The 12,643-nt window shown below is 65.3% G+C and carries 10 protein-coding genes; 5 read left to right on the forward strand and 5 right to left on the reverse strand.

What is annotated here, in order from left to right; translation table 11 throughout:
* Positions 1-17: 17 nt before the first annotated feature.
* The 3 genes from boxB to OKW28_RS29260 form a co-directional block, all read right to left on the reverse strand.
* Positions 18-1,445 (reverse strand): benzoyl-CoA 2,3-epoxidase subunit BoxB, encoded by a 1,428-nt coding sequence (gene boxB / locus OKW28_RS29250; protein WP_429450794.1) that lies wholly within the window; start codon positions 1,443-1,445, stop codon positions 18-20.
* Between the two features lie 98 nt (positions 1,446-1,543).
* Positions 1,544-3,223, reverse strand: a complete 1,680-nt coding sequence (gene boxC / locus OKW28_RS29255) for a 2,3-epoxybenzoyl-CoA dihydrolase (RefSeq protein WP_429450796.1) — start codon at positions 3,221-3,223, stop codon at positions 1,544-1,546.
* Between the two features lie 114 nt (positions 3,224-3,337).
* Positions 3,338-4,339: a helix-turn-helix transcriptional regulator gene (locus OKW28_RS29260; RefSeq protein WP_429450798.1), complete on the reverse strand. Its 1,002-nt coding sequence runs from the start codon at positions 4,337-4,339 to the stop codon at positions 3,338-3,340.
* A 223-nt stretch (positions 4,340-4,562) separates the two neighbouring features.
* Here OKW28_RS29260 and OKW28_RS29265 point away from each other — a divergent pair, with 223 nt between their 5' ends.
* From OKW28_RS29265 to OKW28_RS29285, 5 genes are all read left to right on the forward strand, one after another.
* Positions 4,563-5,030, forward strand: coding sequence for a DUF4863 family protein (locus tag OKW28_RS29265; RefSeq protein ID WP_429450799.1), 468 nt, complete (start codon positions 4,563-4,565; stop codon positions 5,028-5,030).
* 59 nt (positions 5,031-5,089) lie between these two features.
* A complete protein-coding gene (locus tag OKW28_RS29270; protein ID WP_429450800.1) occupies positions 5,090-6,679 on the forward strand; it encodes a benzoate-CoA ligase family protein in 1,590 nt (529 codons plus the stop codon).
* 11 nt (positions 6,680-6,690) lie between these two features.
* Positions 6,691-7,551, forward strand: a complete 861-nt coding sequence (locus OKW28_RS29275) for an alpha/beta fold hydrolase (RefSeq protein WP_429450802.1) — start codon at positions 6,691-6,693, stop codon at positions 7,549-7,551.
* A gap of 120 nt (positions 7,552-7,671) precedes the next feature.
* On the forward strand, positions 7,672-7,983 hold the full coding sequence (locus tag OKW28_RS29280) for a hypothetical protein (protein ID WP_429450804.1): 312 nt from the start codon (positions 7,672-7,674) through the stop codon (positions 7,981-7,983).
* A gap of 127 nt (positions 7,984-8,110) precedes the next feature.
* Positions 8,111-10,228 (forward strand): phosphocholine-specific phospholipase C, encoded by a 2,118-nt coding sequence (locus tag OKW28_RS29285; RefSeq protein WP_429450805.1) that lies wholly within the window; start codon positions 8,111-8,113, stop codon positions 10,226-10,228.
* A 108-nt stretch (positions 10,229-10,336) separates the two neighbouring features.
* Here OKW28_RS29285 and OKW28_RS29290 read toward each other — a convergent pair whose 3' ends face one another.
* Positions 10,337-10,717 (reverse strand): DUF5594 family protein, encoded by a 381-nt coding sequence (locus OKW28_RS29290; RefSeq protein WP_429450807.1) that lies wholly within the window; start codon positions 10,715-10,717, stop codon positions 10,337-10,339.
* A gap of 49 nt (positions 10,718-10,766) precedes the next feature.
* Entirely contained in the window at positions 10,767-12,431 is a 1,665-nt protein-coding gene (locus OKW28_RS29295) for an acyl-CoA synthetase (protein ID WP_429450809.1), read from the reverse strand.
* Positions 12,432-12,643: the final 212 nt, after the last annotated feature.

The raw sequence follows: 12,643 nt of genomic DNA on the forward strand, positions 1-12,643 counted from the left end.
TTCGTGCTTCGCCTGCTTCAGTTGAAGCGCACGTATTCGAAATCGACCGGCTGACGGTTCACGCCAATCGCGGGCGGCGCGATCCAGTTCGCGAACTTGCCCGGCTCGGCGACGCGGCCCATCAGTGAAGCGACGAACGCGCGGTCTTCCGGCGTGGCGAGCCAGTTCGCTTCGTTGGCGGCCCATTCGGCTTCGCTGAGCACGCGGCCGTCCGGCGACACCCGCGTGCCGGCGAACGTGCCGATCTGCCGGTTGAACGCCTTGTGCGGCACCGTCATGCGAAAGTCGATGCCGGCCTTCTCGAGCACCTTGTTCCAGCGCCCAACGCCCGCAACCGAGTCCTTGATGTAATCGTCGCGCAGCACTTCGTTCATCGCGTTGAGCATCGGCACTTCGCGCTCGACGAGCTTGCCGTCCCGCACGTCGAGCAGCTTGTAAGCATGCTCGTTCAGGCGATGATCGTCGTCGCGCTTGCCTTCCTCGTAGCGGCCCTTCAGACCCGAGCTATAGAACGTCGCCGCGTTCGACGAATGATCGGCGCCGAACAGGTCGATCGTGACCGAGTAATGGAAGTTCAGATAGCGCTGGATGGTCGGCAGATCGATCACGCCGGCCGCGCGGATCTTCGCGACGTCGTCGGTGCCGAGTTCGTTCATCATCTGAGCGGTGCGCTGGATCACGCGCGACACGCCCGATTCGCCGACGAACATATGATGCGCTTCCTCGGTCAGCATGAACTTCGTCGTGCGCGCGAGCGGATCGAAGCCCGACTCCGCGAGCGCCGACAACTGGAACTTGCCGTCGCGGTCGGTGAAGTACGTGAACATGTAGAACGCGAGCCAGTCCGGCGTTTTCTCGTTGAACGCGCCGAGAATGCGCGGGTTGTCCTCGTCGCCCGAGCGACGGCCGAGCAAGGCTTCGGCTTCCTCACGACCGTCGCGGCCGAAGTAGCGATGCAGCAGATACACCATCGCCCACAGATGACGGCCTTCCTCGACGTTGACCTGGAACAGGTTGCGCAGATCGTACAGCGACGGCGCGGTCAAACCGAGGTGACGCTGCTGCTCGACCGAGGCCGGTTCCGTATCGCCCTGCGTGACGATGATGCGGCGCAGGTTCGCGCGATGCTCGCCGGGCACGTCCTGCCACGCGGCTTCGCCCTTGTGCTCGCCGAAGTGGATCGTTCGATCCTGCTCGCCCGGCGTGAGGAAAATGCCCCAGCGGTACTCGGGCATCTTCACGTGGTGGAAGTGCGCCCAGCCGCCCGCATCGACGCTGACCGCGGTGCGCAGATACACGTCGTAACCGTGCGAGCCTTCCGGGCCCATGTCGCCCCACCATGACAGAAAGTTCGGCTGCCATTGTTCGAGCGCGCGTTGCAGCGCGCGGTCGTCGGCGAGGTTGACGTTGTTCGGAATCTTTTCGCTGTAGTTGATCGAGGACATGGTCGGTTCCCTGGGTCAATTCCCTGTTCGGAAGCTGCAGTGGCGAGAGGCGCGTATCGGCAGGCGGCGTCGTTTAGTCGGAGTGAGCGCGGCGCATCTCACACGCGCGACACATCGAATTGCGCCTTGCTGCCCTTGCCGTACACCTTGAGCGCCCCCTTCTCGCCCACTGCGTTCGGCCGGTTGAAGATCCAGTTCTGCCAGGCGGTGAGACGGCCGAAAATGCGCGTCTCCATCGTCTCCGGCCCATTGAAGCGCAGATTCGCTTCGAGGCCGGTCAAGGCATCGGGCGACATCGCCGCGCGTTCTTCGAGCGCGATGCGGATTTCGTCGGCCCAATCGATATCGTCAGGCGACGCGGTGACGAGACCGAGGCGCTCCGCGTCGAGCGCCTTGACCGGCTGGCCGATCAGCGCGCGCGCCGCGTCGAACGGCTCGGCTTCCTCGTAGAAGCGCCGCGCGAGCCGCGACTGATGCGTCACCATCGGATACAGGCCGAAGTTGACTTCCGACAGCGTGATCGCCGGCTCCTCGTCCTCGTTGTCGGGCAGCGCGGCCATGTAGGTGCGATCGGCGGCGAACGCGAGTTCCGCGAACGTGCCGGCGAAGCATGAACCCGGCTCGATCAGCGTGAAGATGGAACGCGACGACACGTCGAGGCGCGCGAGCGTGCGGCGCAGCATGCCGATCGTTTCGCGCACGAACCAGTGATCCCGGTGCTGCAGCAGCGTCGCATCGACCGCGAGCAGGTGGCGCGCGTCGCCTTCGGACTTGAACACCCAGGTGCCGATGTCGAGCGCGTTGGTGCGCATCGAGAGGATCGCGTCGTCGAGTTCGCGGGCGAATTGCAGCGGCCACCAGTTGGCGCCGGCCGCGACGATCGCGGCGAGGTCGGTCGGTTGCTCGGTCTGTGGCGCGCGCGCGGTGAAGGTCGCCATACGTTTTGCGCGATCGATCGTGACGTCGACCGTCTGATAGCTGAGGCCAGCTTCGCGATCCGTGCGTTCGATGCGCGTGAGCGCGACGCCCGGCACTCCGGCCGGACGATCGCTGTGCGCGCCGAGTTCGAGCGCGCGCGCCTGAATGGCCTGCTCGAACTGGTTCGGCTTCACGACTTCGTCGACGAGACGCCAGGCCTTCGCGCGTTCGCCGCGCACGCCCTCGACCACCGTGCAGAAGATATCCGCGCGATCGTGGCGCACCTTGCGCTTATCGGTCACGCGCGTGAGTCCGCCGGTGCCGGGCAGCACGCCGAGCAGCGGCACTTCCGGCAGCGACACCGAAGAGGAACGATCGTCGATCAGATAGATTTCATCGCAGGCGAGCGCGAGTTCATAACCGCCGCCCGCGCACGCGCCGTTCACCGCGGCGAGAAACTTGAGCCCCGAATGGCGCGACGAATCTTCGAGCCCGTTGCGCGTTTCATTCGTGAATTTGCAGAAGTTGACCTTCCACGCGTGCGATGACAGCCCCAGCATGAAGATATTCGCGCCCGAGCAGAACACCCGGTCCTTCAGGCTCGTCACCACCACCGTGCGGACTTCCGGATGCTCGAAGCGAATGCGCTGAATCGCGTCGTGAAGCTCGATGTCGACGCCGAGATCATACGAATTGAGCTTCAGCTTGTAGCCGTCGCGAATGCCGCCGTCCTCGGCGATGTCGATGCCGAGCGTCGCGACCGGACCGTTGAAGCTGAGCTTCCAATGCCTGTACTGCGACGGGTCGGTGCGATAGTCGACCGGCGCGGCCTGAGCAACGGCGGTGGGTGCTGTGGACATGGGGCGTCTCCTGGCTGGACGATGCAATCTGTTTTTTGAACAATAGTGCATCGTCACACCCGCGTAAAGCACTTTAGTGCATTTTCACGGGGAAACCCTGGCGCCCGCGATCGGTCAGTTCACGCGCGCCTCGTCGGGGGCTTCCGCCGCGAGACGCGCGGCGAGATGGTCGCGCAACTGCAGGTACGCATCGGCGAGCGTCTTTTCGCTGGTGTCGAACGACATGTCCGCGCGTCCGTACAGCTCGGCGCGCCCGGCGAGGATGCGCTTCAGGTCGTCCATCGCCTCGCGGTTGCCGGACATCGGCCGCAGATCGCCTTGCGCGACGACGCGGCGCATATGTTCCTCGGGCGTCGCCTGCAACCACACGGTGAAGCAGTGCGACAGCAGCACATTGAACGTGCCCGATTCCGACACGAGCCCGCCCGGCGACGCGATCACCGCGTGCGGATGCTCGTGGATCACCGCCTCGAGCGCGCGTTGCTCGTAGCGTCGATACGCGCTCGCGCCGTACAGCGAATGAATCTCCGACGGCGGACAGCCCGCGAGCTGTTCGATCACGCGCGTGAGCTCGATGAACGGCACCTTGCGCTCCTGCGCGAGCATGCGCCCGAGCGTCGACTTACCCGCGCCGCGCAGGCCGATCAGCGCGATGCGGTCCTTGCGGTGCGGGTCGCGCGGCGCCTGCGCGAACATCTCGGCGAGCGCGATGCGCGCGCGCTGCAGTGCCGCCTGGTCGCGCCCCTGCAGCAGCTCGCGGATCAGCAGCCATTCGGCGGACGCGGTGGTTTCGTCGCCGATCACCTCGGCGAGCGAGCAGTTCAGCGTGGCCGCGAGCTGCCGCAGCACCAGCACCGACGCATTGCCGACGCCCGATTCGAGGTTCGCCAGATGCCGCTCCGACAAACCGGTTTCGGCCGCCAGCGTCTTGCGTGTCATGCCGCGGCGCGCGCGCAGCAAACGCACACGCTCGCCCATCGCGGTCAGGAACGGATCGCGTTCTTCGCGCTCGCCGCCACGTTCGGCCGTGCGTTCACCCACGCGCTCGGTGCGTTCGGCGCGGGCCGCGTCGTCGTCGGTTTCGTCCAACCGTGCGGGAGGGTACTTTGGATTCATGTTTTTCGACCTCGTGACTACGATACATGTACTATAGTGCTTGACACGCACCAGGTGAACGGTTTAATTTTCGCCAAAAGCTGATCCAATCACAAACACAGTCGCGCGCCGCTTTGGCATTCCGGCCGCGTCACGGAGACGGCGCCGCAATACGCAAGCACCCAAGTTCCGGCGGCCGGCGATCCGGCGGCCGGCCTGCGTGAGCGCGCTTCTGGAGGCTCGCATGTCCCCACAGGAATTCCAGCGCCTGATCGCAGGCGTCACTGGGCAACTCGCCGGGCGGCCACTCGACGCCGCGCTCGCCGACTGGCTGAACGACACCTGGCCCGCCGGCAGTCCCACCTTTCACGAACTCGAGAACGCATGCCGCAGCGGCGTCGCCGAAGGCTGGCTGTGCAACCGCGAGGCCGGCGGCATCCGCTACGGCCGCATCTTCAAGGCGCTGCCCGACACGCACGGCTTTTCCGTCGACGTCGTCGACATGCAGGACATTGCCGGTCCGCACCACGTTCATCCGCACGGCGAGATCGATCTGATCATGCCCCTCACCGACGGCGCGACGTTCGACGGCCATCCGGCCGGCTGGTGCGTGTACGGCCCCGGCTCGGCGCATCGTCCGACCGTCGCGGACGGCCGGGCGCTGGTGCTGTATCTGCTGCCGCAAGGGGCGATCGAATTCACGCGCGCGTGAGCCGCGAGCAGATCACGATCACACAAGAGCCGGACCGTGTCCACGGATGGAGGAGACATATGGAAGCCCTGCTGGAAACGAGCGCACGCGAGCCGGTTGCGCCGCCGCCCCCGCTGTTCAACTTCGCGAGGCATCTGTTCCAGTTGAACGAAGCGCGCGCGAGCAAAGTCGCCTATATCGACGACTACGGCGCGATGACCTACGGCGAACTCGAACAGAGCGCGCGGCGCTGCGCCAGCGCACTACGTGCGCTCGGCGTACATCCCGAGGAACGCGTGCTGCTCGTGATGCTCGACACCGTATCGCTGCCGGTCGCATTTCTCGGCGCGCTTTACGCCGGCATCGTGCCGGTCGTCGCGAACACCTTGCTGACCGCCGCCGACTATACGTACATGCTGACGCACAGCCACGCGCGAGCGGTGATCGTATCGGAACCGTTGCTACCTAACGTGACGGAGGCGCTGAGCAGCATCGACGACGACGGCTGCCAACCGATCGTCTCGCAGCCTCACGCCTCCACCGAAGCGCCGCTCGCGGCGCCCCGCTTCGAAACGCTGGTCGACACCGCGCTACCCGCGGTCAAAGGCTGCGCAAGCAACGCAGACGACATCGCGTTCTGGCTCTATTCGTCGGGCTCGACCGGCAAGCCGAAAGGCACCGTCCATACGCACGCGAATCTGTACTGGACCGCCGAGCTGTATGCGAAGCCGGTGCTCGGCATCGTCGAGAGCGACGTGGTGTTTTCGGCGGCGAAACTGTTCTTTGCATATGGGCTCGGCAACGCGCTGACGTTTCCGCTGTCGGTCGGCGCGACCGCGATCCTGATGGCCGAGCGCCCGACCGCCGAGGCGATTTTCGCGCGCCTCGTCCGGCATCGCCCGACCGTGTTCTACGGCGTGCCGACCTTGTACGCGAACATGCTGGTGTCGCCCAACCTGCCCGCGCGCGCCGACGTCGCGATCCGCGTGTGCGCGTCGGCCGGCGAGGCGTTGCCACGCGACGTCGGCGAACGCTTCACCGCGCACTTCGGCGCCGAGATTCTCGATGGCATCGGCTCGACGGAAATGCTGCACATCTTCCTGTCGAATCGCGCGGGCGAAGTCGAATACGGCACGACCGGGCGCCCCGTGCCGGGCTACGAAGTCGAGTTGCGCGACGAAGCCGGGCGGCCGGTGCCCGATGGCGAAGTCGGCGATCTGTTCATCAAGGGGCCGAGCGCGGCGCTGATGTACTGGAGCAATCGCGAGAAAACGCGCGCGACGTTTCTCGGCGAATGGATCAGAAGCGGCGACAAATATCGGCGTCTCGCGAACGGCTGCTATGTTTACGCGGGCCGCAGCGACGACATGCTGAAAGTGAGCGGCCAATATGTGTCGCCGGTCGAGGTCGAGATGGTGCTCGTCGCGCATCCGGCGGTGCTCGAAGCGGCGGTGGTCGGCGTCGATCATGGCGGGCTCGTGAAAACGCGCGCGTTCGTCGTGCTCAAGCGCGACTTCATGCCGTCCGACCTGCTCGCTGAGGAACTGAAGACCTTCGTCAAGGAACGGCTCGCGCCGCACAAGTACCCGCGCGATATCGTGTTCACCGACGATCTGCCGAAGACCGCCACCGGCAAGATTCAACGCTTCAAGCTACGCGAACAGTCATAGGTGATTCATTGATGCAGAACCGAGGTACCGCCCCTGCCACTTCCTGCGCGAGTGCCGCCAGCCGCTTTGCCGAACTGCCGGCGAGCGCATCGCATGGATCGCTGCGCATCGAGTACCGCTGGGTCAACGAGCAGGCGAATGCTCAGCAGGACGATTCGCCGATCGCGGTATTCCTGCACGAAGGTCTCGGCTCGATCGCGATGTGGCGCGACTGGCCGCAGACATTGTGCGCGCGACTCGGCATGCGCGGGCTCGTCTATTCGCGGCCAGGCTACGGACTCTCGACAGCGCGTGCGCCTGATGACAAATGGCCGGTCGATTTCATGACCGCACATGCGCGCGACATCCTCCCCACCCTGCTCGACGCGCTCGATATCGACCTGCGCCAACGCCAACGCATGTGGGTGATCGGTCATAGCGACGGCGGTACGATCGCGCTGCTGTATGCGGCGCTGTACCCCGATGCGCTCGCGGGCGCGGTCGTGATCGCGCCGCACGTATTCGTCGAAGACATCTCGGTGCAAAGCATCGCCCAAACGAAGCAGCTTTACGAAACCAGCGATCTTCGCGCGAAGCTCGCCCGCTATCACGCGGACGTCGATTCCGCGTTCTACGGCTGGAACGATATCTGGCTCGACCCTGCGTTCAGGCGGTGGTCGATCGTCGAGGCGCTCGCGCCGATCCGTCGACCGCTGCTCGCGATCCAGGGCCACGACGACAACTACGGCACGATGGCGCAGATCGACACGATCGCCGCGCGCGTGCCGCACGCCCAACTCGTAAAGCTCGACGCATGCGGACACTCGCCGCATCGCGACGCGCCCGCCGCGCTCAACGACGCCATCGCGGCATTCGTGCGCGCACAACGATAAGCGGCGTCCGCCTGTTACCGATACTTCATAAAAATTACACGGATCGGCGATTATGCTGCTGCATCGCTGACCTCGGCACATCGATTGCGAGGCATCCCTTCCCCGCCCGGAGACAGTGTCATGCCCTTCGTGTCGAAGCCGATTCGTGCGCCCCGTCGCAAACGTTTGACGGGCGCCATCGCGGTGATCGCGCTGTGCGCGCTAGCAGGAGCGTGCAGCGACGACGCCCCGCCCGCCAGCACGAATACGATCAGTTCAACCGACCATTCCGCCGCTAACCCCGGCGACCCATCGATCGCCCCGCCGCCGGCCGACTCCGGGCCGCCGACGCTGACGATCCAGACACCGGCGGCACCCGCATCCGAAGCCGGCACGGCGCTGTCCGCCACCTCGCCGCCGCTGGCCAGCCCCGTCATCCATACCGTCGATTGAGAATCGCGCCGCGCGCGGCGGCTAGCCCGCCTTCGCGTCCGACGCAGCATCGCCGTTTCAGTACCGCAATTTGTCGTCCCCGTGCCTTTTTCCTCCACCGAAGATCAAAGCCACCACCGCCCCAACCATGACCTCAAACAATCGTCGTGATTTTCTGCGCTCGGCCGCGCAAGCCGCCGGTTCCTTCACCGCGTTGAGCATGCTGCCGCCGGGCATCCGCAATGCGCTCGCGATTCCGGCCAACAACCGGACCGGCACGATCCGCGACGTCGAGCACATCGTCGTGCTGATGCAGGAGAACCGTTCGTTCGACCACTACTTCGGCACGCTCAAAGGCGTGCGCGGCTTCGGCGACACGCGCGCGATCAACCTCGCGAACGGCCAGCCGGTGTGGTATCAGCCGCAAGCCGCCGATGCCAGCGGCGCCAGCTACGTGCTGCCGTTCCGTCCGAGCGCGCCGAACCTCGGCCTGCAATTCCTGCAGGATCTCGCGCACGACTGGGGCTCCACGCACGCCGCATGGAACGGCGGCCGCAACGATCAGTGGGTACCGTCGAAAGGCGCGACCACGATGGCCTACCTGACGCGCGACGACATCCCGTTCCACTATCAGCTCGCCGACGCATTCACGATCTGCGACGCCTACCACTGCTCGCTGATGGGCCCGACCGATCCGAATCGCTACTACATGTGGAGTGGCTGGGTCGGCAACGACAGCAACGGCGGCGGTCCGGTAATCGACAATTCGGAACTCGGCTACGGCTGGTCGACCTACCCCGAAGTGCTGCAGAACGCGGGCATCTCGTGGAAGATCTATCAGGACATCGGCACCGGGCTCGACGCGAACGGCTCGTGGGGCTGGACGCAGAACGCGTACATCGGCAACTACGGCGACAACTCGCTGCTCTATTTCAATCAGTACCGCAACGCACAGCCGGGCAACCCGCTGTACGACAACGCGCGGACCGGCACCAACGCGGCCAACGGCGACGGCTACTTCGACATTCTGAAGCGCGACGTGCAGAACGGCACGCTGCCGCAGGTGTCGTGGATCGTCGCGCCCGAAGCGTACAGCGAGCATCCGAACTGGCCGACCAACTACGGCGCGTGGTACATCGATCAGGTGCTACAGATCCTCACGTCGAACCCGGACGTGTGGAGCAAGACCGTGTTGCTGATCAACTACGACGAAAACGACGGCTTCTTCGATCACATCGCCGCACCGTTCGCGGCCGCGTCGAGCGCGAACGGTTTGTCGACCGTCGACATCACGCACGAAATCTATGCGGGCGATCCGAAGAACGTCGCCGGGCCGTACGGGCTCGGACCGCGCGTGCCGATGCTGGTGGTCTCGCCGTGGTCCAAAGGCGGCTACGTGTGCTCGGAAGTGTTCGACCATACGTCAGTGATCCGCTTCATCGAAAAGCGCTTCGGCCAGCAGCACAATCTCGGCGAATCGAACATCACGCCGTGGCGTCTCGCGGTGTGCGGCGATCTGACCTCCGCGTTCAACTTCGCGAATCCGAACGCGTCGGTGCCATCGCTGCCGGGCACGAGCGGCTACGTGCCGGCCGACCAGAACCGTCACCCGGACTACGTGCCGCAACCGCCGACGGTGCAGACGGTGCCGAAGCAGGAAGCGGGCGTGCGCCCGGCGCGCGCGTTGCCGTACGAACTGTTCGTGCGCGTCGACGAAGGCTCGAGCGGCAAGCTGACGATGCGCTTCCTCAACACGGGCCGCGCGGGCGCGGTGTTCCTCGTGTACGCGGCCAACAGCGCCGACGCGCCGCGCAGCTATACCGTCGAAGCGGGCAAGCATCTGCAGGACACGCTGCTGCTCAACGCCGACGGCAGCTACGACTTCAGCGTGCACGGGCCGAACGGCTTCCTGCGCCGCTTCGCGGGCAAGGTGGTCGCACGGAACTGGTGGCAAGGTTCGGACACCGCACGGCCGGCCGTCGCCGAAGGCTACGATGTCGCGAACGGCAATCTGCAACTGCGGCTCGAGAACGTCGGCAGCGCGCGTTGCCAGTTCACGATCGTCAACGCGTACGACGCGAGCCATGTGATCAAGCATTCGGTACGCGGCGGCGACACCGACAATCTGTACCTTGATCTGCGCAAAGCATACGGCTGGTACGATCTCGCGATCACCGTCGATACGGACCCGACGTTCGCGCGCCGCATCGCCGGCCATGTCGAGACGGCAAACAACAGCATGAGCGATCCGGCACTGGGCGGCTGAGCGTCGCTGTAACCCAACGCTGCAAAAGCAGCGGCCGCTGGCTCTTCGGGCACAGCGGCCGTTTTTTATCCAGCTCTCGAACGCAAGCCCGCAATCGCGCGCGAGCGTCTACGATTCGAAATCGAGCCCGCCGATCAACGTAACCGGCTCGCCCTGCGTGTGCGTGGAGAAATCGAGTTCGCGCGCCTGGGTCCACGCATTGAGCTTGCGCGGCAGCGCGGCCAGATATCTGGCGAAACGCGTCGCTCCCTGCTCGCCCATCAGCCTTTCGATTTCGTCGCTGTCCCAGGTCAGATACAGATTCAATGGATGCGGGTAATGACCGAGCTCATCGAGCGGCGTGGCGTGAATCCGCACACGGGTGGGGTGACCCTGTTCGCCATGCGGCAACACGTCGGTGTGCACGGTCTTTGCGATACACGCGGCGATCGCCTCGGCAATGCGCGGCGCGAACTCCTGGTCGAAACGCATTGCACTCTCGGGGCGCATCCAATCTCTCCGCTGTGATTCCCATCGTGGGTTGGTCATCGTAGCAGACTCAGTTTTTCGCCGGTGAGATCGCGTCCGGACCGTGCGTCACCGCCTCGCGCAGCGTCTTGCGGATCACCTTGCCGGTGGCCGTCATCGGCAGGCTTTCGACGAAGCGAATCTCGCGCGGATATTCGTGCGCGGCCAGACGCGTCTTCACGTGCTGCTGGATGTCGCGCACGAGTGCATCGTCGCCGACGAAACCCGCTTTCAGCACGACGAACGCCATCACGATTTCGGTGCGCTCGCGATCGGGGGCGCCGACCACGGCCGCCATCGCGACGGCCGGATGACGCAGCAGCGAATCCTCGATCGACGCCGGCCCAATCCGGTAACCGGCGCTCGTGATCACGTCGTCGCCACGGCCGACGAAGCGAATGAAGCCGTCCGCGTCGCGCGTGCCGAGATCGCCGGTCAGCAGAAACCTGCCGCGGAATTTGTCGTTGGTGGCCGCTTCATTGCGCCAGTAGCCGAGAAACATCACCGGATCGGGCGCCGCCACCGCGATATCGCCGATCGCGCCGGGCGGCAGTTCGTTGCCGGCGGCATCGACGATCGCGACATGGTGCCCCGGCACCGCGCGCCCGATCGCGCCGAAGCGCGGCTCGAACAGCGCCGCGCACGACGACACCACGACGTTGCACTCGGTCTGCCCGTAGAACTCGTTGATCGTCACGCCGAGTGCGTCGCGCCCCCAGCCGATCAGTTCCTCGCCCAGCGATTCGCCGCCGCTCGCGACCGATTGCAACGCGAGACGCAGATGAGCGGGCCGCTCGACGCCGCGCATCATCTTCAGCGCGGTCGGCGGTAGAAACGCATGGGAGACCGCGTGACGCGCGAGCAGATCGAACGCGGCGTGGCCGTCGAATTTCGCAAAACGGCGCGCCAGCACTGCGACACCGTGATGCCACGATGGCAGCAGCACGTCGAACAGCCCGCCGATCCACGCCCAGTCAGCGGGCGTCCACATCAGCGTCGCGCGCGCGGGAAAGCCCTGCTGCGACATCTCGACGCCGGGCAGATGCCCGAGCAAAACGCGATGCCCGTGCAACGCGCCCTTCGGTTTTCCGGTCGTGCCCGACGTATAGATGATGATCGCCGGATCGTCCGCGGCGGTGTCGGCCGGCGTGAACCCGGCGCAAGCGCCATTCAACGCCTGCCAGAACGACCGCACGGGCGCGTCCGATGCTTCGTCATCCTGCTCGATATCGACACTGAACACGTGTCGCAACTCGGGCAGCGCGCCGCGAATTTCGTCGATCTTTTGCACGCCGGCGTGATCGGTGATCAGCGCGAGCGCGCCGCTGTCGCCGAGCCGATGCTCGATCGCGTCCACCCCGAACAGCGCGAACAGCGGCACCGCGACCATGCCGGCCTTGTAGGCCGCGAGATGCGCGATGGCCGTTTCGATCGATTGCGACAGAAAGATGCCGATGCGCTCGCCGCGCCCTGCGCCCGCCGCGAGCAGCGCATTGGCGAAGCGGTCGGACAGGGCTTTCAGTTCGTCGAACGTATAGCGGGTCGCGCGGCCGTCGGCGTCTTCGTAGATCAGCGCGAGACGCCCCGAGCCATCGGCCCACCTGTCGCATGTGTCGACGCCGATGTTGTAGCGCGGTGGAATACGCCACGCGAATCTGGCCGTGAGCGAATCGTAAGTCTCGCCGTCGAGGTTCATCGGGTCTCCTGGATATCGTCGTTGCCGCTGCATGGCGTGATGCATGGTCCGTCGCTTGCTACTTCTGCGCGCATGGCCGGTGTTCCGCAGTTTAGCCCACGACCTTGCGCACTCAGTTGATGCATTGCCGTGCGCAACTGAATTCGCCAGATACGACATAGTCCCGCTCATAATCGCCGACTCGTTGCGCTGAACTCAACGTTTTGCGACAA

The organism is Paraburkholderia sp. 40 (genome assembly GCF_050434105.1).
In the GTDB taxonomy this organism is placed as follows: domain Bacteria; phylum Pseudomonadota; class Gammaproteobacteria; order Burkholderiales; family Burkholderiaceae; genus Paraburkholderia; species Paraburkholderia tuberum.

What these genes read in the sequence shown, in the direction of transcription:
- boxB (WP_429450794.1), bottom strand. Translation starts at nt 1,445, where the DNA reads ATGTCCTCGATCAACTACAGCGAAAAGATTCCGAACAACGTCAACCTC.
- boxC (WP_429450796.1), bottom strand. Translation starts at nt 3,223, where the DNA reads ATGTCCACAGCACCCACCGCCGTTGCTCAGGCCGCGCCGGTCGACTAT.
- OKW28_RS29260 (WP_429450798.1), bottom strand. Translation starts at nt 4,339, where the DNA reads ATGAATCCAAAGTACCCTCCCGCACGGTTGGACGAAACCGACGACGAC.
- OKW28_RS29265 (WP_429450799.1), top strand. Translation starts at nt 4,563, where the DNA reads ATGTCCCCACAGGAATTCCAGCGCCTGATCGCAGGCGTCACTGGGCAA.
- OKW28_RS29270 (WP_429450800.1), top strand. Translation starts at nt 5,090, where the DNA reads ATGGAAGCCCTGCTGGAAACGAGCGCACGCGAGCCGGTTGCGCCGCCG.
- OKW28_RS29275 (WP_429450802.1), top strand. Translation starts at nt 6,691, where the DNA reads ATGCAGAACCGAGGTACCGCCCCTGCCACTTCCTGCGCGAGTGCCGCC.
- OKW28_RS29280 (WP_429450804.1), top strand. Translation starts at nt 7,672, where the DNA reads ATGCCCTTCGTGTCGAAGCCGATTCGTGCGCCCCGTCGCAAACGTTTG.
- OKW28_RS29285 (WP_429450805.1), top strand. Translation starts at nt 8,111, where the DNA reads ATGACCTCAAACAATCGTCGTGATTTTCTGCGCTCGGCCGCGCAAGCC.
- OKW28_RS29290 (WP_429450807.1), bottom strand. Translation starts at nt 10,717, where the DNA reads ATGCGCCCCGAGAGTGCAATGCGTTTCGACCAGGAGTTCGCGCCGCGC.
- OKW28_RS29295 (WP_429450809.1), bottom strand. Translation starts at nt 12,431, where the DNA reads ATGAACCTCGACGGCGAGACTTACGATTCGCTCACGGCCAGATTCGCG.